Below are 23766 nucleotides of genomic sequence, written 5' to 3' on the forward strand. Positions count from 1 at the left end.
GCCTTCAGGGTGGCCGCCCAATAAATGTATTTAAACCGCCCATCCTGGGGAAAGCACGAACACCCCCAGGCGCTGGGTAAAACTATATAACAATGAAAGGTATTATTGGTAAAAAGATTGGCATGACCAGTATCTTCGAGTCCAATGGTAAGCAAACAGCCTGCACCATTATCGAAGCCGGTCCCTGCGTGGTTACCCAGGTGAAGTCACAGGACACAGACGGGTATACCGCCATCCAGGTAGCATTTGGCGACAAAAAAGAAAAGCACGCTACCAAAGCAGCAACAAATCACTTCGCGAAAGCAAGCACCTCTCCCAAACGTTTCGTAAAAGAATTCCGTAACCCTGATGTACAGAAAGCCCTCGGTGAAACCATCACCTGCGAGATCTTTGCAGAAGGTGAAAAGGTTGACGTAGTAGGCACTTCCAAAGGTAAAGGCTTCCAGGGTGTTGTAAAACGCCACGGTTTTGGAGGTGTGGGTGAAGCTACCCACGGCCAGCATGACAGAAGCAGGGCTCCTGGTTCTATCGGTGGTTCATCTTATCCTTCCCGCGTTTTCAAAGGTATGCGTATGGCGGGCCAGACCGGTAATGAAAGAGTGAAAGTGAAAGGCCTGAAAATTCTGAAGATATTCCCTGATAAGAATTATATCCTGGTAAGTGGTTCCGTTCCCGGCCACATTGGTTCAATCGTTTTAATCCAGAAGTAATATGCAACTCGATATTTTAAATATAGAAGGTAAGAAAACCGGAAGAACTATTGAACTTCCTGAAGAGATCTTTGGCGTGGAACCTAACAACCATGTTATTTACCTGGCAGTAAAACAATACCTGGCCGCTCAACGTCAGGGTACGCACAAGGTAAAGACCAGAGCAGAAGTGAAAGGTGCCTCCCGTAAACTGCACAAACAAAAAGGTACCGGCGGTTCCCGTAAAGGTAACATCCGTAACCCGTTATATAAAGGCGGTGGTACCATCTTTGGTCCCAAACCGCATGGTTATGACTTTAAACTGAACAGGAAAGTGAAAGATCTGGCAAAGATCTCTGCCCTGTCTGTTAAAGCAAAAGAGAACAGCATCATCGTGCTGGAAGATATTAACATCGAAGCTCCCAAGACCAAACAACTGGTGGGTATCCTGAATAAGCTGAGTATCAACGTTGAAGGCAAGAAAACCCTGGTGGTACTGCCTGAGTACAACGATAATGTATACCTGTCTTTAAGGAACATTCCCAGCATTGACGGCGTGGTACTGGCTGATATCAACACCTATGATATCATGAACAGCAACTACCTGGTGTTCACTGAGAGCGCAGCAAAGATCTTCACCGAAGAACCGGCTGAAGTAGAAGCGTAAACAAAATAAATAACAACAGCTAGGAGCTAACCGCTAACAGCTAAAAGCTATACAAAATGAAACTTTCAGATGTTTTGATCAAACCGGTGGTAACAGAAAAGGTGAACAAGGCCACTGATAAATTCAACCGCTACTACTTCATTGTTGACAAAAAAGCCAACAAGCTGGAGATCAAAAAAGCAGTGGAAGATTTTTACGGTGTGTCCGTAGCAGATGTTAATACTGCAGTAATGCCCGGTAAGAGCAAATTCCGCTTTACTAAAGCAGGTTTCATCGCCGGCAGGAAGCCTTCCTACAAAAAGGCGATCGTTACACTGGCAGACGGAGAATCTATAGATCTGTATGCTAACATATAGTGCCCTGATCCCGGCATAACACCCGGGACAATGGTTGTATATACAGATCACTTTATAAATAATAACTAGCAATAAGAAACTAGACAATGGCACTTAAGAAGTACAAACCGATCACAGCCGGTACCCGTTGGAAAATAGGCAATGCATTTGCCGAACTGACCACGGATACCCCTGAAAAAAGCCTGCTGGAGCCTACCAAGAAGACCGGCGGTCGTAACGTGCAGGGTAGAAGGTCTATGAGGTACATTGGTGGTGGCCACAAACAACACTACCGTATCATAGATTTCAAACGCGACAAACAAAATATCCCGGCTACCGTTAAGACGATCGAATACGATCCCAACCGTAGCGCGTTCATCGCATTACTGAGCTATGCAGATGGTGAAAAACGTTATATCCTGGCTCCCCAGGGCCTGCAGGTAGGCGCTACCGTAATAAGCGGCGCTGAAGTAGCCCCTGAAGTAGGTAACGCCCTGCTGCTTAAAAATATGCCTTTAGGTACAGTTGTGCACAATATCGAGCTGCAGCCTGGTAAAGGTGGTGCTATCGCCCGCAGCGCAGGTACATATGCACAGCTGAACGCTAAGGAAGAAAGATATGCTTCCCTGAAAATGCCTTCCGGCGAGCTGCGTAAAGTGCTGATCACCTGCATGGCTACCGTAGGTACTGTTTCCAACTCTGATCACGCTTTGCAATCTATCGGTAAAGCAGGTGCCAACCGCTGGAGAGGCATCCGCCCCCGCAACCGTGGTGTGGCCATGAACCCTGTAGATCACCCGATGGGTGGTGGTGAAGGTAAAGCTTCAGGTGGTCACCCGAGGTCCAGAACAGGTAAATATGCGAAAGGCCTGAAAACCAGGAAACCGCATAAGAGCTCTGATAAGCTGATCATCACCAGGAAAAACGGCAAGAAATTATAATTAAAATCCCAGATCCCAAGAACCAAATCCTAAACAAGGGATATAATAGCTGGAATTTGGAATTTGGAAATTGGAATTTAAAAATAGCAACATGGGTCGTTCCATAAAAAAAGGTCCTTATGTGGACTTCAAATTAGAGCAGAAAGTTGAGAAGATGAATGAAGGTACCAAGCGTTCCGTGATCAAAACATGGAGCCGCCGTTCTACCATCACTCCTGACTTTGTGGGCCATACATTTGCGGTGCACAACGGTAATAAATTCATCCCTGTATATGTTACAGAGTTTATGGTAGGTCATAAACTGGGTGAATTTGCTCCTACCCGCAACTTTAAAGGACACGCTAACAAGAAAATGTAACTTATATAGAGAGCTGCCCTTCTGGGAATCTGAACCTTTGAAGGGCTACTCTCAAAATCAAATATCAAATTTTTAAAAATGGAAGCAGTAGCTAAGCTGAATAATAATCCGACATCCACCCGCAAAATGCGGTTGCTGGCAGACCTGATCCGTGGTCTGGATGCGGAGAAGGCTTTGAATATTTTGAAATTCCATCCCAAACATCCCAGCGTTCCACTGGAAAAGCTGTTGGTATCTGCTATCGCCAACTGGAAAGTGAAGAACGAGGGCCAACGGGTAGAAGATGCTAACCTGTATGTGAAGACTATTTTCGTAGATGGTGGCCGCATCCTGAAGAGAATGCGTCCTGCTCCGCAGGGCCGGGGTTATCGCGTACGCAAAAGAAGTAACCACGTAACTATTGTTGTGGACAGCCGTAACGAGGTAGCAAAGAACTAAAAACTATTCAACTAATAGATAAATAAACCAGGAACATGGGTCAGAAAACAAATCCTATTGGTAACAGGTTAGGTATCATCAGAGGATGGGACTCTAATTGGTATGGTAGCAAAAAAGACTATGCTACCAAACTGATCGAAGATAACAAGATCAGGACTTACCTGAATGCCCGTATCAACAAAGGCGGCATTTCACGCGTAGTGATCGAAAGAACACTGGGTAAGCTGATCATTACCATCCATACTTCCAAACCTGGTATCATTATAGGTAAAGGTGGTAACGAGGTAGACCGCATTAAAGAAGAGCTGAAGAAACTGACCGGTAAGGAAGATGTACAGATTAACATTCTGGAGATCCGCCGTCCGGAGGTAGACGCCAATATCGTTGCTGAAACAATTGCCAAACAGATAGAAAGCCGTATCAACTACAAGCGTGCTATTAAGATGGCTATTGCCACCGCTTTGAGAATGGGTGCGGAAGGTATTAAGGTGAAAGTGAGCGGTCGTTTGGGCGGTGCGGAAATTGCCCGTTCTGAAGAGATCAAACAAGGTCGTACGCCCCTGCATACTTACCGTATGGATATAGATTACGCATCTTTGTTCGCCCTTACCGTATACGGTAAAATAGGCATCAAAGTATGGATCTGTAAAGGTGAAGTACTGGGTAAACGCGATCTGAACCCGAACGTGCTGAGCGGTAAAGAGAATGAAGGCCGTACCGGTGGTGGTCGTCCTGAAAGAGGCGGTGGCGATCGCGGTGAAAGAAGAGATAACCGCGGTGGTGGTGAAAGAAGAGGCGGTGGCGACAGGGGTGGTCGCAGATAGGCAATTAACAATATCGATTAACAATTAATAACATATAACAATGTTACAGCCCAAGAGAACGAAACACAGGAAAATGCATAAAGGCCGCATCAAAGGTAACGCTAAGCGTGGTGCTGCTCTTTCCTTTGGTACGTTCGGACTTAAAGCATTAGAGCCGAAATGGATCACTGACAGGCAGATCGAAGCTGCCCGTGTGGCCCTGACAAGGCATATGAAACGTGAAGGTAACGTGTGGATCCGTATTTTCCCTGACAAGCCTATCACAGCCAAACCGCTGGAAGTGAGGATGGGTAAGGGTAAAGGTGCTCCCGATCACTGGGCAGCTGTGGTAAAACCCGGCCGTATCCTGTTCGAGGCAGACGGAGTTCCCTTGCAGGTAGCGAAAGAAGCCATGGAACTGGCTGCTCAGAAACTGCCCATCAAGGTAAAATTTGTAGTACGCCACGATTATGTTGCGTAAGTGAGAACAGCCTTCTAGTTACAAGTAAAAAACAAAACAAAACTTAAAGCAATGGCAAAAGTAAAGCTGGATCTGAAGAGCCTGAGCGAGCAGGATCTGAAAGACAAGATCTCTGAAGAGCAACTGCGCTTGAAGAAGATCACGTTTAGTCATGCCATCACGCCGATCGAGAATCCAATGAGCATCCGCTCACTGAGAAGGGAGATCGCAAGGATGAAAACTGAACTGCATAAAAGAGAGTTGGGCTTTTAAATCCAAACGGGCACCGGTAAGTCAATCCGGCTTCCGTCAGATCATAAATATTAATTAACTCTTCCGCAGTAAATGGAGGAGTTTGAAGGGAAAAATACTTTCAACAATGACCGAAGTAAGAAATTTAAGAAAGACCAGGACTGGTGTTGTATCCAGCAATAAAATGGATAAAACCATCACTGTAAGCGTGGAGCGTAAAGTGAAGCACCCGATCTATGGTAAATTCGTTAAGAAAACTACCAAGTTCATGGCGCACGACGAGAAGAACGAGTGCAGCATCGGCGACACCGTTAGGATCATGGAGTCCCGTCCGCTGAGCAGGAACAAGTGCTGGAGACTGGTAGAGATTATCGAAAAAGTAAAATAATTTAATGATTGTTTCAAGCTGCACGCCGGCGTTCCCGGGTGTAGCCGCTGACTAAACAAATAGCAAAACATACTAAGATGATACAACAAGAATCAAGGCTGAACGTAGCTGATAACAGCGGTGCCAAAGAGGTGCTGTGTATAAGGGTATTGGGCAACTCCGGCCAGGACTATGCGAAAGTGGGCGACAAGATCGTGGTAACCGTGAAGGATGCAATTCCTGCCGGTGGCGTGAAAAAAGGTATGGTGACCAAAGCTGTTATTGTAAGAACAAAGAACAAGCTGCGCCGTAAAGACGGATCTTACATCCGTTTTGACGATAATGCCGTTGTATTGCTGAACAACTCCGACGAGCCGCGCGGTACCCGTATTTTCGGTCCGGTTGCCCGTGAGCTGCGTGATAAGGGATACATGAAGATCATCTCCCTGGCACCTGAGGTACTGTAATAAATAAAAGGTAAAAAGGAAAAAAGTAAAAACAACACAGGAACGGAGAGTTAGCAGAAAATTTTAATTTTTACCTTTTTCTTTTTTATTTATCTTTGCAGCCCGTTTACAAAAACGAGTCAATATTTATCAAGCGAAACGAGGGTTTCGCTTGGCGTTTATAAATAAACAAAAATGAAAACTAGATTCAAGCCTAAGTTCAACATTAAGAAGGGCGACATGGTAGTGGTGATTGCCGGCGACGACAAGGACAGGACTAAGCCTCGCAAGGTGCTGGAAGTGCTCATCGACAAAGCCCGTGTTCTGGTTGAAGGCGTAAATATCATCACCAAGCACACCAAACCCACTGCTCAGAACACCAAAGGTGGTATCGTAAAGCAGGAGGCTCCTATCGCCATTTCCAACGTAATGTTGTGGGATGCTAAGGCTGGTAAACCTACCAGGGTGAACAGGCAGCGTGAAAACGGTAAATTAGTTCGTATAGCTAAAAAATCAGGGGAGGTAATTAAATAATGGCAAACACTACATATATCCCGAGGCTGCAGAAAAAGTACCGCGAAGAAGTGGTAGCTGCACTTATGAAGAAATTCAACTATAAGAGTGTAATGCAGGTACCCCGCCTGGTAAAGATCTGCCTGAACCAGGGTATTAATGGCGCAGTTAGCGACAAAAAGCTGGTTGATATTGCTGTAGACGAAATGACCCGTATCGCAGGTCAGAAAGCAATACCCACCCTTTCCAAGAAAGATATATCCAACTTCAAACTCAGGAAGAACATGCCGATTGGCGCCCGCGTAACCCTGCGTGGAACCAACATGTATGATTTCCTGGATCGCCTGGTGTCTGTGTCACTGCCCCGTGTACGTGACTTTAAAGGTGTGAATGAGAAAGCTTTTGATGGCCGTGGTAACTATACCCTGGGTATCACTGAGCAGATCATCTTCCCTGAGATAGATATCGACAAGGTGACCAAGATCGCCGGTATGGATATCACTTTTGTAACAACGGCTACTACCAACGAAGAAGCTTATGAACTGCTGAAAGAGCTGGGTATGCCGTTCAAGAATATGAAAAAGGACTAATTAATTATATTATAACAATACTATGGCAAAAGAATCCGTAAAAGCCAGGGAAAGAAAAAGAGAAGCACTGGTAGCCAAGTTTGCAGAAAAGCGCGCTGCCCTGAAAGCAGAAGGCAACTATGCAGAACTGGACAAACTGCCTAAAAATGCTTCCCCCGTTCGCTTAAAGAACAGGTGCCAGTTAACAGGTCGTCCCAGAGGTTACATGCGTCACTTCGGCATCTGCCGTAACATGTTCCGCGATCTGGCACTGGCTGGTAAAATCCCCGGCGTTAGAAAAGCTAGCTGGTAAGATCCGGTTTACGGAGGCCCTGCTGTAATGGCATTGGGCCTGTTGCCGTAACTGATCGTTTTTGAATTGATTTTTGATTTTCCTATCTATTACTGATTGGATATCGCATTGTAAACATTATTAACTTTTTTACAAACAATGGTTACTGATCCAATAGCAGACTTCCTGACCAGAATCCGGAATGCTCAAATGGCTAACCACAGGATCGTGGAAATTCCGGCCTCCAAACTGAAGAAACGTATCACAGAGATACTGTACGATAAAGGTTATATCCTGAAGTACAAATTTGAGGAAGATACCAAACAGGGCGTTATTAAAATAGCGCTGAAATATGATCCTCAAACAAAAGAACCCGCAATAAAGGAATTACAGCGTATCAGCCGTCCGGGTTTACGTCAGTATTCTAAACCCGACGATTTCCGCCGTATCAAGAACGGTCTGGGCGTAGCTATCATTTCTACCTCTAAAGGCGTAATGACTGATAAAGAAGCTAAAGCGCAGAACGTAGGCGGCGAAGTTGTTTGCTACGTTTACTAATATATACATGCGGCACGTCTGACAATTAAGCTTTCTATACGGAGCTGAACACGGGCAGCCGGTACTTTTAACAGCATAAAATATCAAAACATGTCACGTATAGGGAAAAGTCCCATAAAATTAGCCAGCGGTGTAACAGTTACTGTTTCTCCGGCTAATGAAATTACAGTGAAAGGCCCTAAAGGCGAACTGAAGAAGAGCATTGACAGGGATATTAAGGTGGAAGTGAAAGATGGCGTAGTGACGGTTACCCGTCCTACTGACCAGATCCGCCACCGTGCGCTGCATGGTTTGTACCGTGCGCTGCTCGCCAACATGGTAAAAGGTGTAACTGATGGTTTCAAGAAACAGCTGGAGCTGGTCGGTGTGGGTTACAAAGCCGCCAACCAGGGTCAATTGCTGGATCTGTCCTTAGGTTATTCTCACAATATTATCTTCGAAGTGCCGAAAGAACTGAAGGTGAGCACCTTAACTGAAAAAGGTGCTAACCCCAAGATCATGCTGGAAGGCATTGACAACCAGCTGTTAGGCCAGGTTGCCGCTAAACTTCGCAGCCTTCGTAAGCCTGAGCCTTACAAAGGTAAAGGTGTTCGCTACAGCGATGAAGTGGTACGTAAGAAAGCAGGTAAGTCTGCAGGTAAATAATTAGTTGCTTATAATTAAACGCCCGGCAGCATCGGGCGTTAAAACTTGAAATAAATGAACACGAAAGAAATCAAGAGACAGAAGATCCGTTACCGCATCCGTAAAAAGGTCAGCGGTACGGCACAAAAGCCCAGGTTGTCTGTATTTCGCAGCAACAGCGATATCTACGTACAGTTGATCGACGATACCACTGGTACCACCCTGGCTGCTGCCTCTTCACGCGATAAGGACATTAAGGCGCAGAAGGGTACCAAGAGCGAGATCTCCAAGCTGGTAGGTACCGCCCTGGCCGCCAAAGCCAAAGCATTAGGTGTCAGCGCCTGTGTGTTTGACCGTGGTGGTTACCTGTACCATGGCCGTGTTAAAAGTGTAGCAGATGGCGCAAGGGAAGGTGGCCTGCAGTTCTAATAATAATCGTAAATCTGAAATCGTAATTCGCAATTAATAAAATGGCAAAGAATTCATTCAATAAAGTAAAGGCCGGTGACCTGGAGTTGAAGGAGAAGGTAGTGGCCATTAACCGTGTTACCAAAACGACCAAAGGCGGCCGCACATTCAGCTTTTCCGCCCTGGTAGTTGTAGGTAACGAGAACGGTGTTGTTGGCCATGGTTTGGGTAAAGCCAAGGAAGTGCAGGAAGCTATCACTAAGGGTATTGACGATGCCAAGAAGAATCTGATCAAAATACCTGTAATGAAAGGCACAATTCCTCACGACCAGTTTGCCAAGGAAGGCGCTGCCAAGGTGCTGATCAAACCTGCCGCTCATGGTACTGGTGTGATCGCCGGTGGTTCTATGCGCGCTGTGTTGGAAAGTGCCGGAATTACGGACGTATTGGCTAAGTCTCTCGGATCTGCCAATCCGCATAACGTGGTAAAAGCTACTTTCAAAGCCCTGGGCCTGCTCCGCGAGCCGGTACAGGTTGCTAAGAGCAGAAGTGTGTCCCTGAAAAAGGTGTTCAACGGATAATGAGTTAAGCGCAAATCCCGGGAAGCAAATTCCCAACATTGTGGGATTTGGAATCTGGAATTTTGAAATTCTTAATATTATGGCAAAGATCAAGATCACTCAGGTAAAAAGTGGTATAGACCGTCCTGAAAGGCAGAAACTGACCTTAAAGGCGTTGGGCCTTACCAAAATGCACGCTACTGTTGAAGTAGAGGCAACTCCCCAGATCGTAGGGATGGTGCGTAAGGTGAATCACCTGGTAAAAGTAGAAGACGTGAAAGGTTGATCGCTGTGTTCGGCCTTCACTAAATAATCGTACTTTTACATTGGTATTATAGAAATACATATTATATTTAAGCGAGCGGCTAATTTCCGCGTAAGTAAAAAGAATTAATCATGAATCTGCATTCACTGAAACCTGCAAAAGGTTCTGTACATAAAGAGAAACGCCTGGGTCGTGGGGAAGCTTCCGGTAAAGGTGGTACTTCTACCAAAGGTAACAAGGGGCATCAGTCCCGTAACGGCTATTCCCAGAAAATAGGTCACGAAGGTGGCCAGATGCCGATCCAGCGTCGTTTGCCCAAGCGTGGTTTTAAAAGCATTAACCCGGAAGAAGTTACAGTATTCAACGTTGGCCAGTTAGATCACCTGGTAGAAAAATACGGTCTGCAGGAGTTCTCTCTTGACAACCTGTATGCCAATGGCCTGATCAACAGAACTGCTAAAGTTAAACTGTTAGGACAGGGAGAACTGAAAGCTAAAGTAACCGTAAAGGTGAACGCCATCAGTGAAAAAGCCAAGCAGCTTGTTGAAAAAGCAGGTGGGTCAGTAGAACTGGTATAAGACTTTACGACTGAGGAGACGCCTACGGAGTAGTGCGTCTTTTCGTATTTAATAGCGCTATTAAACCTTTATCTTCCTGTGAAGAAGTTTATTGAAACAATAAAGAACATCTGGAGTATAGAAGACCTGCGTAAACGCATTCTTACCACGTTGCTCCTTGTCCTCGTATACCGCGTAGGATCCTACATCGTGTTACCCGGTATTGATGCCAACGCCCTGCAGCAGTTTTCAGAGAAATCCAATCAGGGTATTCTGGGACTGTTCAATATGTTTGCGGGGGGCTCTTTTTCCAGGGCTTCCATTTTCGCGTTGGGGATCATGCCCTATATCTCCGCGTCTATCGCCATTCAGCTGCTAACTATAGCAGTGCCTTATTTCCAGAAACTGCAGAAAGAAGGTGAAAGCGGCAGAAAGAAGATCAACCAGTATACCCGTATATTAACCGTGTTCGTAACCGGTTTCCAGGCAAGTGCTTACGTGGCTTATCTGAAAAATCAATCTGCCGGCGCTATCATCCCTCAATACAGTGCATTCCTTTTCTGGCTGTCCACAACAGTTGTTCTTACAGCAGGTACCCTGTTTGTAATGTGGCTGGGTGAGAAGGTTACAGATAAAGGGATCGGTAACGGTACTTCCTTGATCATCATGGTGGGTATCCTTGCCCGTCTGCCCCAGGCATTGATCCAGGAGTTCACCTCCAAAACAACAGGTGGTGGCGGCGGCATGCTGGTATTCCTGATAGAGCTGGCCGTATTTATCCTGATCACGATCGGGTTGATATTGCTGGTACAAGGCACGCGTAAGATACCTGTCAACTATGCCAAGCGCATAGTAGGTAACAAGCAGTATGGCGGTGTACGCCAGTTCATCCCCCTGAAGGTGAACGCTGCCGGTGTAATGCCGATCATCTTTGCGCAGGCTATTATGTTTATCCCTGCAACCGCTATCGGCTTCGCCACTTCTTCTGAGAGTGCTTCAGGATTCATCCGCATATTCAGCGACCATACAAATGGTTATTATAACCTGATCTATGCTGTACTGGTAATAGTATTCACTTATTTTTATACTGCTTTGATCTTCAACCCCAACCAGATGGCGGAAGAAATGAAGCGGAACAACGGGTTCATCCCCGGTGTAAAACCTGGTAAGGCTACCGCTGATTATATCGGCGCTGTAATGGACCGTATTACCCTTCCCGGTGCCTTTTTCCTGGCGCTGGTAGGTATATTGCCTGGTATAGCAGCTGCCCTGCGTATCAACAGTAATTTCGCCTCTTTCTTTGGCGGCACCTCCCTCCTGATCATGGTAGGGGTGATACTGGATACCCTGCAGCAGATCGAAAGCCAGTTGCTGATGCGCCATTACGACGGCCTAATGAGCTCCGGCCGTATAAAAGGCAGAACTGCTCCGGCTAATGTGTAGGCTAATCATTTAATTACATAAAGGCACAAGGTCAGAAGGTCTTACCAGTTTATAAGAGGCCTTTTGACCTTGTGACATTGTGACCTTTTGGAGAAGATATCATGATCCATTACAAGAACAGAGAGGAAATAGAGTTAATGCGTAAAAGCGCATTGCTGGTAAGCGCCACACTGGAAGAGGTGGCAAAAACACTTAAACCGGGGATGACTACCCTGGATGTGGACAGGCTGGCGGATCAGTTTATTCGTGATAACGGCGCGGTTCCTTCGTTTAAGGATTACCGTGGTTATCCCAAGAGTACCTGTATCTCTGTGAACGATGAGGTGGTGCATGGCATTCCCAATGCTTATGTGTTGCAGGATGGAGACATCGTATCAGTGGATGTGGGTGTATATCTCAATGGTTTTCATGGAGACAGTGCTTATACCTTTGCAATAGGCAACGTGAAAGCAGAGGTGTTACAGTTGATGGCTGCCACCAAATCTGCATTGTACCGCGGCATTGAAAAGGCAGTAGCTGGGAACAGGGTAGGAGATATTGCCTTCGCCATCCAGGAATATGCTGAGAAAGAACGTGGATATGGCGTTGTGCGCGAGCTTGTAGGACATGGGGTTGGGAAGCATCTGCATGAGGATCCCCAGGTGCCTAATTATGGAAAAAGGGGAAGCGGGCCTATCCTGAAAGAAGGATTGGTGATCGCCATAGAGCCTATGGTAAACCTCGGTTCCAAGGATGTGGCGTATATGGATGATGGTTGGACGGTAGCTACCCGCGATGAACAGCCTTCTGTGCACTATGAGCATACGGTGGCGGTGATGAAAGGTAAAGCAGACGTACTTTCCAGCTTTGCCGGTATTGAAAGAGCAGAGAAGGAGAATACAGCTTTGAATTCCAGCTATTAACAAATAGAGGGTTATTGATAAGTAAAAGTAGGTAGTGATTGGAAAGGGGGGAGGAAACGAGGTTTTCCGCGGAAATTATCGATTATTCAACGCTATTATTAATTAATTTTGGGAAATTTTTCGATTTCAAAAGATTTTAGCTATCTTTGCAGTCCTAAAAATTTTTATGGCAAAACAGGCACTCATTAAACAGGATGGAATTATACTGGAAGCCTTGTCTAACGCTATGTTCCGTGTAAAATTGGAGAATGGGCATGAGATATTGGCGACTATTTCTGGGAAAATGAGAATGCACTACATACGAATTTTGCCTGGAGATAAGGTAGGCGTTGAGATGAGCCCGTATGATCTGTCGAGAGGAAGAATAATATTCCGTTATAAATAACACAACTTAATTCTTAACAATATGAAGGTAAGAGCTTCCATCAAGAAGAGAAGTGCAGATTGCAAGATAGTGCGTAGAAAGGGCAAATTGTTGGTGATCAACAAAAAGAACCCCCGCTTCAAACAACGCCAGGGATAATTCAGATTAATTAAAACACGTAAATTTTAAAATAGCAATATGGCACGTATAGCCGGTATAGATCTTCCTAAGAATAAAAGAGGAGAAATAGGCCTCACCTATATCTATGGTATAGGCCGTTCTACCGCTCAATACATCCTGACCAAATCAGGTATTGACTTTAACAAGAAGGTAAAGGATTGGAATGATGATGATCAGGCAGCCATCCGTAACGTCATCAACAATGAGTTCAAGGTAGAGGGCCAGCTTCGTTCTGAGGTGCAGATGAATATCAAGCGTTTGCTGGATATTGCCTGCTACCGCGGTCTGCGTCATAGAAAAGGCTTACCGGTTAGAGGCCAGCGTACCCGTACCAACAGCCGTACCCGTAAAGGTAAGCGTAAGACAGTTGCTGGTAAGAAAAAGGCACCTAAGAAATAATCTTGACATTATAAATAACCAGTTCCAGTTTCCCAGGATTATATGCATGGTAAGTGGAACGGGGAAATTGGAATTCGGAATTTTAAATTATTATGGCAAAAGCATCCAATACAAAAACTGCTGCTAATAAGAAGAGGGTAGTAAAAGTAGATAACTACGGAGATGTACACATTTCCGCCAGTTTTAACAATATCATTGTTAGCATTACCAACAAGCAGGGTCAGGTGATCTCCTGGTCTTCTGCAGGTAAGATGGGCTTCAAGGGTTCTAAAAAGAATACTCCTTACGCTGCCCAGCTGGCTGCTTCTGATGCTGCGAAGACCGCCTTTGATGCTGGTCTGAAAAGAGCAGACGTATTTGTAAAAGGCCCCGGCGCCGGACGTGAAAGCGCTATCCGTGCTATCGCGAACTCCGGTATCGAAGTGAGCATGATCAAGGACGTTACGCCCTTACCGCATAACGGTTGCCGTCCTCCAAAGAAAAGAAGAGTGTAGGAATCACAATATCCAAATTCCAAATGCCAAATTCCCATCCGGGGTTTGGTATTTGGAATTTGGGATTTATATTTAATAAACAATGGGTGTATGATCGGGTTTAAGATTTTTTAATGATCATACATCGGAACTAAAAAATCTAACAAAAAACAACATGGCAAGGTACACAGGACCAAAGACCAAAATCTCCAGGATTTTTGGAGAGCCGATTTTAGGCAATGGCAAGTATTTAGGTAAGAACAGCAACCCTCCGGGCCAGCATGGCGCCACCCGTAAGCGTAAACAACTGGGTGAGTATGCACTGCAACTGCGTGAAAAGCAAAAGGCGAAATACACTTACGGTGTACTGGAGCGCCAGTTTGCTAACCTGTTCGAAGAGGCTAACCGCCGTAAAGGTGTAACCGGTGAGGTATTGATCAAATTGCTGGAAGCACGTCTTGACAACACCGTATTCCGTTTAGGCATTGCGCCTTCCCGCCCCGCTGCCCGTCAGCTGGTTTCTCACAAGCACATCACTGTTAACGGACAGGTAGTGAACATACCTTCTTATCAGCTGAAACCCGGTGATATCATCGGATTGAAAGGAAAGACCGCTGCTAACACTGCCCTGACCAGCGTTATTCGCGGTAAGAACCCCAAGTTCAGCTGGCTGGATTGGAATGAGAAGGATATGAAAGGTACTTTCATCGCCTATCCTGAAAGAGAGAGCGTTCCTGAAAATATCAAGGAACAACTGATAGTGGAATTGTACTCTAAATAATAACTTATAAACTACAAATAGCAATGGCAATTCTTAATTTCCAAAAGCCTGATAAGATCGTTTTGCAGAAGTCAACCGACTTTGAAGCACAATTCGAATTCCGGCCATTAGAACCAGGTTATGGTGTGACCATCGGTAATGCGCTCCGTCGCGTATTGCTGTCGTCATTGGAGGGCTATGCCATTGTAGGAATAAAAATAGAAGGTGCCGATCACGAGTTTGCTACGTTGAAAGGTGTTACCGAAGATGTTACTGAGATCATCCTGAACCTGAAGCAGGTGCGTTTCAAGAAGATCGTGGAAAATGAAGTGAATAACGAAAAGATCCAGATCTCCATCAAAGGTAAAACTGAGTTCAAGGCGGATATGATCGAGAAAGCCACCAGCGCTTTCCAGATCATGAACCCTGAGCTGCTGATCTGCACACTGGATCCTTCTGCCAAACTGGATATTGAACTTACTATCGGTAAAGGCCGTGGTTATGTGCCAGCTGAGGAGAACAAACCGAAGGATGCTGTGTTTGGCTATATCGCCATCGATTCTGTTTTTACCCCTATCAAAAACGTAAAGTACAGCATTGAAAATACCCGTGTGGAGCAGAAGACCGACTATGAGAAATTGATCATGGAAGTGGTTACAGACGGTACTATCCACCCGGAAGAGGCTGTAAAACAAGCCTCCCGTATTCTGATCCAGCACCTGATGATCATCACTGATGAAAACATCAGCTTTGATACCAAGGACACTGAGAAAGAAGACGTGGTAGACGAACAAACGCTGCAGCTGCGTAAAATACTGAAAACGCCGCTGGAAGACCTGGACCTGAGCGTTCGCGCCTTTAACTGCCTCAAGGCTGCCAAGATCAACTCCCTGAGTGAACTGGTGCAGTATGAGCAGGAAGAGCTGATGAAATTCAGAAACTTTGGTCAGAAATCACTGAGCGAGATCGAACAAGTGCTGAATGAAAGGGGCCTGCATTTTGGTATGGATCTTTCCAAACTGAAACTGGAAGAAGAATAATCTTAGAAATGTTAGCGGTCAGCATTAGGTACATCGCCTATAACTGACCGCTAAAAGTTTAATAACAATCATAAGTACCCTGTAATTCCTGACACGGTACAGGGGAATAAAAATCAAATGTCATGCGTCACAGAGTTAAATTAAATCATCTGGGAAGAACAGCTGCTCACCGTAAGAGCCTGTTATCTAACCTGGCTTGTGAACTGATCAGCCACAAACGTATCACTACTACCCTTGCTAAAGCAAAATCCCTGCGTGTATACGTAGAACCATTGCTGACAAGAGCTAAAACTGATAACACCCATAACCGCAGGATCGTGTTTAGCTACCTGCAGGATAAAGAAGCTATCAAGGAACTGTTTGGTGCTATCAGCGAGAAAATCGCCAGCCGTCCCGGAGGTTACACCCGTATCATTAAACTGGGTAAACGTATGGGCGATAACGCAGAAACAGCCCTGATCGAACTGGTAGACTTTAACGAGATCTATGGCAAGACAACTGAAAAAGCGCCTGCCAAGAGAACCCGTCGTGCCGGTGGGGCTAAAAAGAAAGCTGCAGAAGCTGGTGATGAACAAGCTCCTGCTGCTGAAGGCAAATCTGAAGAAAAAGCAGCTGAGTAAACAACAGTTGCTCAATATTATACAGCGGACAAGGCATTTGCCTTGTCCGTTTTTTTTAGAATGATACTTTCATTGTGTTGACATAGATTGTATTATTTTGTAATATAGCGGCTTGAAAATCCCTAATACCCGATCCTATGAATTACCTGAGTTGCCAGCACTGCGGGCACTACAATGCATTAAGATCTGAATTCCTTACCTTTTGTGAAAGCTGCGGTAAGAAACTACCCAATACATATGCTGAATGGAAACAGAAGAATCCTGACAGCGGTTTTGAGGCGTTTCAGCGTGAGGTGGCGATATACATAGAAGAAGAAGTTTCGTCCAAACCCGGGTGGATGCAGCAGTATTTATGGCCGGCTGGCAGAAGGGGGCTTATACTTGCAGCTGTGCTGGTTTTTGCATTTGTGGCGGTTGCAGGCACCTATTTCGGGAAACAGGCGATGGTTACCTGGGGCTACCCTAAAATGGAGAAGTCCTGGCAGTATACTACCTGGCAAACCGTTACGATCGGTCGTCAGGCAATAGAAATCAGCACTCCCGTTCATTTAAGCGTAAACGACAAACCTTTGCCCCAGGAACTGAGGAGTATGCTGGATTATGCGAAAAACTACCGGAACAGGGAGGACAAAGGGATGCAAATAACTGTAGACATGTACAGCTACCGGGAAAGTGTATCCAACAGCCTTGAGGAAGCTACTACCCTGGCTGCCAAAGAAATACAGGCAGAAGATGGCATTTCAGACCTCCAGTATACCTCTAACCCCCTGCCTCAGACCAATATTCAGGGCGTACTACAGGAAGGTAGCATGCTGTACAAGGGTGCGGTCAGGTTATCTTTTTACAACCTGGTAATGGTGCGCGGGCAGCATCGCTGGCTGGTTGGCATCCGCTACCGTTCAGATGATCCTAACGGGCAGGAAGTGGCCAAACGAATATTCAACTCTGTTAAAGTGAAGTAAAGGGAGAAATTTGTATAGTGAATAATGGTTATATCACGAGATAAATAGGTGGTACAGTTATCGCTATGTGATTAATGCATCATTATTCATTATTAATGCCTAACTTTGCACGATTTTTTAAAAGAGTCTGAATAATACAATGCCTCACACAAGACCCAGCCAACCGGCCATCTTATTATTGGATGATGGTACGGTTTATCAAGGAAAAGCTTTTGGTATGATTGGTACCGCTGCCGGTGAGCTCTGCTTTAATACCGGTATGACTGGCTACCAGGAAGTATTTACAGATCCTTCCTATAAGGGTCAGGTGCTGATCATGAATAACTGTTACGTTGGTAACTACGGTACCAAGAAAGATGATGTAGAGAGCAGCAGTGTAAAGATTAGCGGCCTTATCTGTAAGAACATTGCCCAGAATTATTCCCGCAAAATGGCAGATAGCTCATTGGAGCAATTCCTGGTGGAGAATAAACTGGTAGCGATCTATGATGTGGATACCCGTGCACTGGTATCCCATATCCGCAGTAAGGGAGCTATGAACTGCATTATCTCATCTGAAACACTGGACGTAGAAAAACTGAAAGAGCAGCTGGCCAAGGTCCCTTCCATGGAAGGCCTGGCATTATGTGCAGAGGTATCTACAAAGGAAGCGTACAATATAGGCGATCCGGAGGCTCCTATCCGCATTGCGGTATTGGACAACGGGGTAAAACGCAACATGTTAAAATGCCTGTCAGAAAAAGGCGCCTACCTGCAGGTATTTCCTACCAATACGCCTTTTGAAGAGTGCGAGCAGTTCAAGCCGCATGCTTATTTTATTTCCAATGGTCCTGGCGACCCGGCTCCTCTGACCTATGCAGTAGAAACGGTCAAAAAAGTATTGAATGCAGAGCGTCCGCTCTTTGGTATTTGCCTGGGGCATCAATTGCTGGCATTAGCTAATAATATTCCTACTTATAAAATGCACCACGGTCACCGTGGTTTGAATCACCCGGTAAAAAACCTTACCACGGGCCGTTGCGAGATCACTACACAAAACCACGGTTTCGCAGTGGATCCTAAAGCTATCTCTGCCAGTAAAACGGTGGAAGTAACCCACGTGAACCTGAACGATGGTTCTATCGAAGGGATCCGTATAAAGGATAAGCCTGCTTTTTCAGTGCAGTACCATCCGGAATCTACCCCTGGCCCTTATGACTCCAGGTATCTGTTTGACGACTTCTTTACCATGATCAGGCAGTATATGTCATAAAGAGCGAAACATCTCAAATATTACGAGCAGTATAATAGGTACGGTCCCGAGGAGTCGGGACCGTTTCTTTTAATTCCACGTTATGAAAACAAGCGGATGGGCTCATGCTCTGCATAAACAGAACAGGCGGCATCGCCGTTTCAATATGAGAGCAAAAATGCAGAAAAAAATCAGCTGGAAATTAGTACAAGTGATGAAGTACTCAATCTTGACGATAAATGGGAGATAATCAGGGATAAGAGCAAAAAAATACGGCTCTGTGAACAGAGCCGTTTGCCTTTATAAATTCCACGTTATGAAAAACTGATACAAAAATACGATATTTAGCTAAAACGTTTTAGTAGATTTTCCACTTTTTACACACCGCTGATAATTCACTTGTATATCTACTAATTATGGGACAAAGTTCGGACCAAAAAGACGTTTGAAAAAATTCTATTGGTTAAATTTTTCTTAAACCCGTAGTGGATTTTGCTTTCTTGCATCTACCTTTCTTCATCACTTTTTAACCTGGTCCCTCACCGTTTCGATAACAAATATACGACGAAAATTGATTTAAAAAATACTTTTCCTAAAAAAAATTTGTCGTCTTAGTCGAAAACATAAATATAGAATTTATTATAATATAATATCAGCATCGTGAAAACTTATCCTATTTATAGCAAAGGTCGGGATTTTGCAGGATTGATTATGTTATTATATTATTAATAATCAATTTTTTATGTTAATTAATTGCTTACTTCAGGCGCTTTTTGTTGCATTGACAGCATTGCCAACAACCCGGCCCGGATAAATTTCTAACGCCTTTTCTAAACATATGATAGATTTTTCAATATTATCATTGCTCAGTACGTAGGCCATGCGCACTTCCTGTTTTCCAAGCCCGGGGGTTGCATAAAATCCGGTTCCAGGCGCCATCATGACTGTTTGCTGTTGAAAAGAAAAAGATTCAAGCAGCCATTGACAGAATTTATCAGCATCATCAATTGGTAAGCGGGCCATGGCATAAAAAGCCCCACCGGGATTGGGACAAAATACTCCTGGAATTTTATTTAAACCTTCTACCAGGGTATCCCGGCGTGAAAGATATTCGGCTTTTATATCGTCGAAGTAGTCAGGCGGAAGATCTACTGCTGCTTCCCCGGCTATTTGTGCAAACGATGGCGGGCTAAGACGTGCTTGTGCAAATTTCATTACCGCATCCAGTACCTGTTGGTTTTTTGTTACCAGGGCACCTATACGGCCTCCGCAGGCGCTATAGCGCTTAGATATAGTATCCATGATGATGGCATGGTTCTCCAGACCCTGGAGGTTCATAGCTGAAAAATGCTGTCCTGTATAGCAAAATTCACGATATGCTTCGTCAGAGAAGAGGTAAAGATTATGTTGCAGGCACAACTGCTTCAATACCTCCAGCTCCTCTTTACTGTATAAATAACCTGTGGGGTTATTGGGGTTACAGATCAAAATAGCCCTGGTGCGTGATGTGATCGCTTTTTCGAAAGCCTCCATGGCGGGAAGTGCAAATCCGCTTTCAATACCCGAAGTGATAGTGCGGATCTTCACACCGGCTTCCAGTGCAAAACCATTGTAGTTGGCATAAAAAGGTTCAGGCACAATTACCTCATCACCGGGATCCAGGCAGGCCATAAATGCAAACAGGATGGCTTCCGACCCACCGGTGGTCACAATGATCTGCTGATGGGTTACCGCGATATCAAATCTTGCATAGTAATCTACCAGCTTACGGCGGTAGCTTTCATTGCCCGCACTGTGGCTGTATTCAAGGATCTTAAAGGTAGAATGCCGCACGGCATCCAGCACAGGTTGAGGGGTTTCGATATCCGGTTGGCCAATGTTCAGATGGTATACCTTAATGCCTTTTTTTTTGGCAGCTTCTGCGTAAGGCACCAGTTTTCTGATCGGGGAGGGGGGCATCAGTTGTCCCCTGTTGCTAATTTCGGGCATTTTCTATTGCATTTGCGAATGCAAAGGTAGGCTAATGTGCAATATGGAAATGTGCCCTTACGTGATTAAATAAAAAAACCTTACAGCAATACTGTAAGGTTTTATGCAAAATGCTTTATACTGCCGTACAACAGCAGCATGCCGTTGGTTAGTTTCCTTCTACGGTGCCGGTCAGGTGTAATTCCTTGTCCTGATCAACGCCTTTGAGCTTTACCCAGATGGTTTTGTTCTGCTGGCCAGGGCCGTTTGCGCTGTATGTAGCAGTTACTTTACCCTTTTTACCAGGTAAGATCGGTTCTTTTGTCCAGTTAGGAGTGGTACATCCGCAGCTGGCGCGTGCAGCTTCGATCAGCACAGGCTCTTTAGAAATGTTAGTAAATTCAAAATCAACAGTAACAGGTTTGTTGAGTTGGGTTTTACCGAAATCAATAGTTTCTTTCACAAATTTCACCTTTGCATCTGCCGGGTTCCCTGTACCAGCTCCGTTTTGAGCCTGGGCCCAAATCGCTGTGGTGAACAGCATGCTCGCAAATAGGGATAAGATAAACTTTTTCATCATTATAGTTTGGTTTTTAAACGGTTTGGTTAAAAAACTGGTTTTTACCCTGGAATAGTAACAAATTTACAGCCAAAAATACTTCTATAGCCGCCAAATTATTAAAATCTTCTTAAAAAAATCATTTTAATTTAAGGACGGCATTTTCAGTCAATTAGCAACTATTTTTCACTTGTATAATTAACCTTACTTTTGCACTTTAACCAACAGGGCATGATAGAAAATAATGAACTGACTATGAACATGAGCAGCCGGTTATCTTTTGAAGAGTTCCGCAAGGAAGTATTGAATGACTACCGGCTGGCTTGCGAAAGCAGGGAAGTTAGTCTGCTGGCTCGTAAGGAAGTGCTTACGGGCAAAGCCAAGTTCGGTATATTCGGCGACGGTAAAGAGGTGGCTCAGATCGCAATGGCGAAATACTTCCTGCCGGGCGATTTTCGTTCAGGATATTACCGCGACCAGACTTTTGCATTTGCCAGCGGCATTGCCACGATAGAGCAATTCTTTTCTCAACTTTATGCCGATCCCGATCCTGAGAATGAACCATTTTCAGCCGGCAGGCAGATGAATTCGCATTTTGCGACACCTAATATAACCGAGGACGGCCGTTTCAGGGATCTTACCCAGATAAAGAATACAGCTACAGATATGGCACCTACAGCGGCCCAGATGCCGCGTGCCCTGGGTCTTGCATTTGCCTCAAAGCTGTTCCGTGAGGTAGATATCCTGAAGCCTTTTACCAATTTATCGCATAACGGTAACGAAGTATGTTTTGCTACTATCGGCGATGCCTCTACGTCTGAAGGGCATTTCTGGGAAACCATGAACGCAGCCGGCGTTTTGCAGGTACCACTGGCCGTATTTATATGGGATGACGGTTATGGTATTTCGGTACCGCGTAAATATCAAACCACCAAGGGGTCTATCAGCGCCGCAATGGAGGGCTTCCGCAAAACAGAAGATTCCAATGGCTTTGATATCTACAACGTAAAGGGCTGGGATTACGCAGGTATGTGCGAGGTGTTTGAAAACGGCCTCCGCAAAGTGCGCGAAACACACATCCCCGCTTTGTTCCACGTTGAAGAGATCACGCAGCCGCAAGGCCACTCTACCAGCGGATCTCATGAGCGTTACAAGAGCAAGGACCGCCTTGCCTGGGAGAAGGATTTTGATTGTAATGTGAAGATGCGGCAGTGGATCATTGAGAATGCGCTGGCTGATGATGCCACACTCCGGGAAATTGAAAGCCAGGCTAAGATCACTGCACAAACAGCCAGGAAAAGCGCCTGGGAGAAATACATCACTCCAATCAAACAGCATGTTAAAACGATGCTGTCGCATGGAGAAGCCCTGGTAGCCGAAGGCACTGCGGATGCAGAGATGGTAAACCGGGTTATGCAGGAACTTCAGGCTAACCGCGAACCCTTACGCCGTGATGTATTAAAGGCTGCGGCCGGCATCCTGTTCCATCACCAGAAAGCGCAGAGCCCTGCATTAAAGGCCCTGCAACAGTATTACGACCAGCTGCTTGCCCAGGAGCGGGAAAATTATAACACGAACCTTTATGCCACCGGTGCCAATTCTGCATTGAATGTGCCAACTGTTGCTCCTTCGTTTACTGAAGAAGTGCATATGGTCAATGGATACGAAGTGCTGAACAAATACTTTGATCAGCTGTTTGCTGAAAATCCGAAGGTTTTTGCCTTTGGAGAAGATGTAGGTAAGATAGGCGACGTAAACCAGGGCTTTGCCGGCTTGCAGCAGAAGCATGGCAAGCAGCGTATATTCGATACCGGTATCCGTGAGCTCACCATTATGGGACAGGCAATTGGTATGGCTTTACGCGGACTGCGTCCTATTGCTGAGATCCAGTACATTGATTACCTGCTGTATGGATTACAGCCTCTCAGTGATGATGTGGCCAGCCTGCAATACCGAACCAAAGGAATACAGGCATGCCCGCTGATTGTTCGTACCCGTGGTCACCGGCTGGAAGGCATATGGCATTCCGGTTCTCCCATGGGAATGATCATTCACAGTTTGCGCGGTATGCATGTTTGCGTACCACGTAACATGGTACAGGCGGCAGGTATGTACAATACCTTGCTCAGTGCCAATGAACCGGCTATTGTGATTGAATCGCTGAACGGCTATCGCCTGAAGGAGAAAATCCCGGCCAACCTTACTGAATTTACTGTGCCGTTAGGTATACCGGAAGTATTGCATGAAGGTACTGACATTACCTTAGTATCTTATGGCTCAACATTGCGTATTGTGGAAGAAGCCATGCATACACTGTCTCAAATGGGAATTTCCTGTGAACTGATAGACGTTCAAACCCTGTTGCCTTTCGATATCCACCACAGTATTGTGGAATCACTGAAGAAAACCAACCGGATCTTATTCATCGATGAAGATGTTCCGGGTGGAGGCACCGCTTACATGTTCCAGCAGGTAATGGAAGAGCAGGGCGGCTATCGTTGGCTGGATGTGGCTCCCCGTACCCTTAGTGCCCAGGCCCACCGGCCTGCCTATGGATCTGACGGGGATTATTTCTCCAAGCCTAATACAGAAGATGTGATCAAGACTGTGATGTCGATGATGGCAGAATAATCACAACCTGAAATAAAACATTACGTCCCGTGTAGTATGTTCACACGGGACGTTTTTTTTCAGTGTAACAGTTGTAGGTTCAGGCAGATGACAAGCAGAAGGTGCTACAAATATTAAAAATAATATCCATAC

34 protein-coding genes are annotated in these 23766 nt (G+C 45.4%); 32 read left to right on the top strand and 2 right to left on the bottom strand.

Annotated features, from left to right (window positions below):
- Window positions 1-92 precede the first annotated feature (92 nt).
- The 31 genes from rplC (at window position 93) to carA (ending at window position 18497) form a co-directional block, all read left to right on the top strand.
- Window positions 93-710, top strand: coding sequence for a 50S ribosomal protein L3 (gene rplC, locus Q0577_RS26695; RefSeq protein ID WP_298741859.1), 618 nt, complete (start codon window positions 93-95; stop codon window positions 708-710).
- 1 nt (window position 711) lies between these two features.
- On the top strand, window positions 712-1356 hold the full coding sequence (gene rplD / locus Q0577_RS26700) for a 50S ribosomal protein L4 (RefSeq protein WP_298741861.1): 645 nt from the start codon (window positions 712-714) through the stop codon (window positions 1354-1356).
- A gap of 56 nt (window positions 1357-1412) precedes the next feature.
- On the top strand, window positions 1413-1712 hold the full coding sequence (gene rplW, locus Q0577_RS26705) for a 50S ribosomal protein L23 (protein WP_298741863.1): 300 nt from the start codon (window positions 1413-1415) through the stop codon (window positions 1710-1712).
- A gap of 86 nt (window positions 1713-1798) precedes the next feature.
- A complete protein-coding gene (gene rplB / locus Q0577_RS26710) occupies window positions 1799-2632 on the top strand; it encodes a 50S ribosomal protein L2 (protein ID WP_298741864.1) in 834 nt (277 codons plus the stop codon).
- Between the two features lie 91 nt (window positions 2633-2723).
- Window positions 2724-2990, top strand: coding sequence for a 30S ribosomal protein S19 (gene rpsS / locus Q0577_RS26715; RefSeq protein WP_298741866.1), 267 nt, complete (start codon window positions 2724-2726; stop codon window positions 2988-2990).
- 78 nt (window positions 2991-3068) lie between these two features.
- Window positions 3069-3428 carry a 50S ribosomal protein L22 gene (rplV, locus tag Q0577_RS26720; protein ID WP_298741868.1) on the top strand — a complete coding sequence of 120 codons (360 nt, stop codon included), beginning with the start codon at window positions 3069-3071 and terminating at the stop codon, window positions 3426-3428.
- 35 nt (window positions 3429-3463) lie between these two features.
- Window positions 3464-4252, top strand: a complete 789-nt coding sequence (rpsC, locus tag Q0577_RS26725; RefSeq protein WP_366885178.1) for a 30S ribosomal protein S3 — start codon at window positions 3464-3466, stop codon at window positions 4250-4252.
- Between the two features lie 40 nt (window positions 4253-4292).
- Window positions 4293-4712 (top strand): 50S ribosomal protein L16, encoded by a 420-nt coding sequence (rplP, locus tag Q0577_RS26730; RefSeq protein WP_298741870.1) that lies wholly within the window; start codon window positions 4293-4295, stop codon window positions 4710-4712.
- Between the two features lie 51 nt (window positions 4713-4763).
- Window positions 4764-4964 (top strand): 50S ribosomal protein L29, encoded by a 201-nt coding sequence (rpmC, locus tag Q0577_RS26735; protein WP_298741871.1) that lies wholly within the window; start codon window positions 4764-4766, stop codon window positions 4962-4964.
- A 106-nt stretch (window positions 4965-5070) separates the two neighbouring features.
- Window positions 5071-5331: a 30S ribosomal protein S17 gene (gene rpsQ / locus Q0577_RS26740; RefSeq protein WP_298741873.1), complete on the top strand. Its 261-nt coding sequence runs from the start codon at window positions 5071-5073 to the stop codon at window positions 5329-5331.
- A gap of 77 nt (window positions 5332-5408) precedes the next feature.
- On the top strand, window positions 5409-5777 hold the full coding sequence (rplN, locus tag Q0577_RS26745; RefSeq protein WP_089918397.1) for a 50S ribosomal protein L14: 369 nt from the start codon (window positions 5409-5411) through the stop codon (window positions 5775-5777).
- A 174-nt stretch (window positions 5778-5951) separates the two neighbouring features.
- Window positions 5952-6290, top strand: coding sequence for a 50S ribosomal protein L24 (gene rplX / locus Q0577_RS26750; RefSeq protein ID WP_029464389.1), 339 nt, complete (start codon window positions 5952-5954; stop codon window positions 6288-6290).
- 17 nt (window positions 6291-6307) lie between these two features.
- Window positions 6308-6859: a 50S ribosomal protein L5 gene (rplE, locus tag Q0577_RS26755; RefSeq protein ID WP_298742016.1), complete on the top strand. Its 552-nt coding sequence runs from the start codon at window positions 6308-6310 to the stop codon at window positions 6857-6859.
- Between the two features lie 22 nt (window positions 6860-6881).
- Window positions 6882-7151 carry a 30S ribosomal protein S14 gene (gene rpsN, locus Q0577_RS26760; RefSeq protein ID WP_298741882.1) on the top strand — a complete coding sequence of 90 codons (270 nt, stop codon included), beginning with the start codon at window positions 6882-6884 and terminating at the stop codon, window positions 7149-7151.
- 138 nt (window positions 7152-7289) lie between these two features.
- Window positions 7290-7688 (top strand): 30S ribosomal protein S8, encoded by a 399-nt coding sequence (rpsH, locus tag Q0577_RS26765; protein ID WP_298741884.1) that lies wholly within the window; start codon window positions 7290-7292, stop codon window positions 7686-7688.
- Window positions 7689-7778: 90 nt separating this feature from the next.
- On the top strand, window positions 7779-8333 hold the full coding sequence (gene rplF, locus Q0577_RS26770) for a 50S ribosomal protein L6 (RefSeq protein WP_298741886.1): 555 nt from the start codon (window positions 7779-7781) through the stop codon (window positions 8331-8333).
- A 54-nt stretch (window positions 8334-8387) separates the two neighbouring features.
- Complete coding sequence (rplR, locus tag Q0577_RS26775) at window positions 8388-8741, top strand: 50S ribosomal protein L18 (protein WP_298741888.1); 354 nt, start codon at window positions 8388-8390, stop codon at window positions 8739-8741.
- A 41-nt stretch (window positions 8742-8782) separates the two neighbouring features.
- On the top strand, window positions 8783-9301 hold the full coding sequence (gene rpsE / locus Q0577_RS26780; protein ID WP_298741890.1) for a 30S ribosomal protein S5: 519 nt from the start codon (window positions 8783-8785) through the stop codon (window positions 9299-9301).
- A gap of 79 nt (window positions 9302-9380) precedes the next feature.
- A complete protein-coding gene (rpmD, locus tag Q0577_RS26785; RefSeq protein ID WP_298741893.1) occupies window positions 9381-9566 on the top strand; it encodes a 50S ribosomal protein L30 in 186 nt (61 codons plus the stop codon).
- A 110-nt stretch (window positions 9567-9676) separates the two neighbouring features.
- Window positions 9677-10123 (top strand): 50S ribosomal protein L15, encoded by a 447-nt coding sequence (gene rplO / locus Q0577_RS26790; protein ID WP_298741895.1) that lies wholly within the window; start codon window positions 9677-9679, stop codon window positions 10121-10123.
- Between the two features lie 78 nt (window positions 10124-10201).
- Complete coding sequence (gene secY, locus Q0577_RS26795; RefSeq protein ID WP_298741897.1) at window positions 10202-11545, top strand: preprotein translocase subunit SecY; 1344 nt, start codon at window positions 10202-10204, stop codon at window positions 11543-11545.
- A gap of 101 nt (window positions 11546-11646) precedes the next feature.
- Entirely contained in the window at window positions 11647-12447 is an 801-nt protein-coding gene (map, locus tag Q0577_RS26800) for a type I methionyl aminopeptidase (protein ID WP_298741899.1), read from the top strand.
- A 166-nt stretch (window positions 12448-12613) separates the two neighbouring features.
- Window positions 12614-12832: a translation initiation factor IF-1 gene (gene infA, locus Q0577_RS26805; protein ID WP_012789309.1), complete on the top strand. Its 219-nt coding sequence runs from the start codon at window positions 12614-12616 to the stop codon at window positions 12830-12832.
- Window positions 12833-12853: 21 nt separating this feature from the next.
- Complete coding sequence (gene rpmJ / locus Q0577_RS26810) at window positions 12854-12970, top strand: 50S ribosomal protein L36 (RefSeq protein WP_072360626.1); 117 nt, start codon at window positions 12854-12856, stop codon at window positions 12968-12970.
- 39 nt (window positions 12971-13009) lie between these two features.
- Window positions 13010-13390: a 30S ribosomal protein S13 gene (rpsM, locus tag Q0577_RS26815; RefSeq protein WP_298741901.1), complete on the top strand. Its 381-nt coding sequence runs from the start codon at window positions 13010-13012 to the stop codon at window positions 13388-13390.
- A 92-nt stretch (window positions 13391-13482) separates the two neighbouring features.
- Complete coding sequence (gene rpsK / locus Q0577_RS26820; protein WP_298741903.1) at window positions 13483-13884, top strand: 30S ribosomal protein S11; 402 nt, start codon at window positions 13483-13485, stop codon at window positions 13882-13884.
- A gap of 154 nt (window positions 13885-14038) precedes the next feature.
- Entirely contained in the window at window positions 14039-14644 is a 606-nt protein-coding gene (rpsD, locus tag Q0577_RS26825; protein ID WP_298741905.1) for a 30S ribosomal protein S4, read from the top strand.
- Between the two features lie 23 nt (window positions 14645-14667).
- Entirely contained in the window at window positions 14668-15663 is a 996-nt protein-coding gene (locus Q0577_RS26830) for a DNA-directed RNA polymerase subunit alpha (protein ID WP_298741907.1), read from the top strand.
- 122 nt (window positions 15664-15785) lie between these two features.
- On the top strand, window positions 15786-16283 hold the full coding sequence (rplQ, locus tag Q0577_RS26835; RefSeq protein ID WP_298741909.1) for a 50S ribosomal protein L17: 498 nt from the start codon (window positions 15786-15788) through the stop codon (window positions 16281-16283).
- A 137-nt stretch (window positions 16284-16420) separates the two neighbouring features.
- A complete protein-coding gene (locus Q0577_RS26840) occupies window positions 16421-17245 on the top strand; it encodes a hypothetical protein (RefSeq protein ID WP_298741910.1) in 825 nt (274 codons plus the stop codon).
- 139 nt (window positions 17246-17384) lie between these two features.
- Entirely contained in the window at window positions 17385-18497 is a 1113-nt protein-coding gene (gene carA / locus Q0577_RS26845; protein WP_298741911.1) for a glutamine-hydrolyzing carbamoyl-phosphate synthase small subunit, read from the top strand.
- A gap of 741 nt (window positions 18498-19238) precedes the next feature.
- Here the strand turns inward: carA and Q0577_RS26850 are convergent.
- Both Q0577_RS26850 and Q0577_RS26855 read right to left on the bottom strand, forming a co-directional pair.
- On the bottom strand, window positions 19239-20465 hold the full coding sequence (locus Q0577_RS26850; protein WP_298741913.1) for a pyridoxal phosphate-dependent aminotransferase: 1227 nt from the start codon (window positions 20463-20465) through the stop codon (window positions 19239-19241).
- Window positions 20466-20613: 148 nt separating this feature from the next.
- Complete coding sequence (locus tag Q0577_RS26855) at window positions 20614-21024, bottom strand: DUF1573 domain-containing protein (RefSeq protein ID WP_298741915.1); 411 nt, start codon at window positions 21022-21024, stop codon at window positions 20614-20616.
- A gap of 210 nt (window positions 21025-21234) precedes the next feature.
- Between Q0577_RS26855 and Q0577_RS26860 the strand changes: the two genes are divergently transcribed.
- The gene (locus Q0577_RS26860; protein WP_298741917.1) at window positions 21235-23634 is read left to right on the top strand and encodes a thiamine pyrophosphate-dependent enzyme; all 2400 of its coding nucleotides are present in this window, start codon (window positions 21235-21237) and stop codon (window positions 23632-23634) included.
- Window positions 23635-23766 lie beyond the last annotated feature (132 nt).

Source organism: uncultured Chitinophaga sp., assembly GCF_937898475.1.
Lineage (GTDB): Bacteria > Bacteroidota > Bacteroidia > Chitinophagales > Chitinophagaceae > Chitinophaga.

What these genes read in the sequence shown, in the direction of transcription:
- rplD (WP_298741861.1), top strand. Translation starts at nt 712, where the DNA reads ATGCAACTCGATATTTTAAATATAGAAGGTAAGAAAACCGGAAGAACT.
- rpsC (WP_366885178.1), top strand. Translation starts at nt 3,464, where the DNA reads ATGGGTCAGAAAACAAATCCTATTGGTAACAGGTTAGGTATCATCAGA.
- rplX (WP_029464389.1), top strand. Translation starts at nt 5,952, where the DNA reads ATGAAAACTAGATTCAAGCCTAAGTTCAACATTAAGAAGGGCGACATG.
- rplP (WP_298741870.1), top strand. Translation starts at nt 4,293, where the DNA reads ATGTTACAGCCCAAGAGAACGAAACACAGGAAAATGCATAAAGGCCGC.
- rplW (WP_298741863.1), top strand. Translation starts at nt 1,413, where the DNA reads ATGAAACTTTCAGATGTTTTGATCAAACCGGTGGTAACAGAAAAGGTG.
- Q0577_RS26840 (WP_298741910.1), top strand. Translation starts at nt 16,421, where the DNA reads ATGAATTACCTGAGTTGCCAGCACTGCGGGCACTACAATGCATTAAGA.
- rplF (WP_298741886.1), top strand. Translation starts at nt 7,779, where the DNA reads ATGTCACGTATAGGGAAAAGTCCCATAAAATTAGCCAGCGGTGTAACA.
- rplQ (WP_298741909.1), top strand. Translation starts at nt 15,786, where the DNA reads ATGCGTCACAGAGTTAAATTAAATCATCTGGGAAGAACAGCTGCTCAC.
- rplO (WP_298741895.1), top strand. Translation starts at nt 9,677, where the DNA reads ATGAATCTGCATTCACTGAAACCTGCAAAAGGTTCTGTACATAAAGAG.
- Q0577_RS26855 (WP_298741915.1), bottom strand. Translation starts at nt 21,024, where the DNA reads ATGATGAAAAAGTTTATCTTATCCCTATTTGCGAGCATGCTGTTCACC.
- rpsK (WP_298741903.1), top strand. Translation starts at nt 13,483, where the DNA reads ATGGCAAAAGCATCCAATACAAAAACTGCTGCTAATAAGAAGAGGGTA.
- map (WP_298741899.1), top strand. Translation starts at nt 11,647, where the DNA reads ATGATCCATTACAAGAACAGAGAGGAAATAGAGTTAATGCGTAAAAGC.
- rpmJ (WP_072360626.1), top strand. Translation starts at nt 12,854, where the DNA reads ATGAAGGTAAGAGCTTCCATCAAGAAGAGAAGTGCAGATTGCAAGATA.
- rpsH (WP_298741884.1), top strand. Translation starts at nt 7,290, where the DNA reads ATGGTTACTGATCCAATAGCAGACTTCCTGACCAGAATCCGGAATGCT.
- rplC (WP_298741859.1), top strand. Translation starts at nt 93, where the DNA reads ATGAAAGGTATTATTGGTAAAAAGATTGGCATGACCAGTATCTTCGAG.
- rplR (WP_298741888.1), top strand. Translation starts at nt 8,388, where the DNA reads ATGAACACGAAAGAAATCAAGAGACAGAAGATCCGTTACCGCATCCGT.
- rpsQ (WP_298741873.1), top strand. Translation starts at nt 5,071, where the DNA reads ATGACCGAAGTAAGAAATTTAAGAAAGACCAGGACTGGTGTTGTATCC.
- rplN (WP_089918397.1), top strand. Translation starts at nt 5,409, where the DNA reads ATGATACAACAAGAATCAAGGCTGAACGTAGCTGATAACAGCGGTGCC.
- rpmD (WP_298741893.1), top strand. Translation starts at nt 9,381, where the DNA reads ATGGCAAAGATCAAGATCACTCAGGTAAAAAGTGGTATAGACCGTCCT.
- carA (WP_298741911.1), top strand. Translation starts at nt 17,385, where the DNA reads ATGCCTCACACAAGACCCAGCCAACCGGCCATCTTATTATTGGATGAT.
- rpsE (WP_298741890.1), top strand. Translation starts at nt 8,783, where the DNA reads ATGGCAAAGAATTCATTCAATAAAGTAAAGGCCGGTGACCTGGAGTTG.
- Q0577_RS26830 (WP_298741907.1), top strand. Translation starts at nt 14,668, where the DNA reads ATGGCAATTCTTAATTTCCAAAAGCCTGATAAGATCGTTTTGCAGAAG.
- rpsM (WP_298741901.1), top strand. Translation starts at nt 13,010, where the DNA reads ATGGCACGTATAGCCGGTATAGATCTTCCTAAGAATAAAAGAGGAGAA.
- rplV (WP_298741868.1), top strand. Translation starts at nt 3,069, where the DNA reads ATGGAAGCAGTAGCTAAGCTGAATAATAATCCGACATCCACCCGCAAA.
- rplB (WP_298741864.1), top strand. Translation starts at nt 1,799, where the DNA reads ATGGCACTTAAGAAGTACAAACCGATCACAGCCGGTACCCGTTGGAAA.
- rpsN (WP_298741882.1), top strand. Translation starts at nt 6,882, where the DNA reads ATGGCAAAAGAATCCGTAAAAGCCAGGGAAAGAAAAAGAGAAGCACTG.
- Q0577_RS26860 (WP_298741917.1), top strand. Translation starts at nt 21,235, where the DNA reads ATGATAGAAAATAATGAACTGACTATGAACATGAGCAGCCGGTTATCT.
- rpsD (WP_298741905.1), top strand. Translation starts at nt 14,039, where the DNA reads ATGGCAAGGTACACAGGACCAAAGACCAAAATCTCCAGGATTTTTGGA.
- infA (WP_012789309.1), top strand. Translation starts at nt 12,614, where the DNA reads ATGGCAAAACAGGCACTCATTAAACAGGATGGAATTATACTGGAAGCC.
- Q0577_RS26850 (WP_298741913.1), bottom strand. Translation starts at nt 20,465, where the DNA reads ATGCCCGAAATTAGCAACAGGGGACAACTGATGCCCCCCTCCCCGATC.
- rpsS (WP_298741866.1), top strand. Translation starts at nt 2,724, where the DNA reads ATGGGTCGTTCCATAAAAAAAGGTCCTTATGTGGACTTCAAATTAGAG.
- rpmC (WP_298741871.1), top strand. Translation starts at nt 4,764, where the DNA reads ATGGCAAAAGTAAAGCTGGATCTGAAGAGCCTGAGCGAGCAGGATCTG.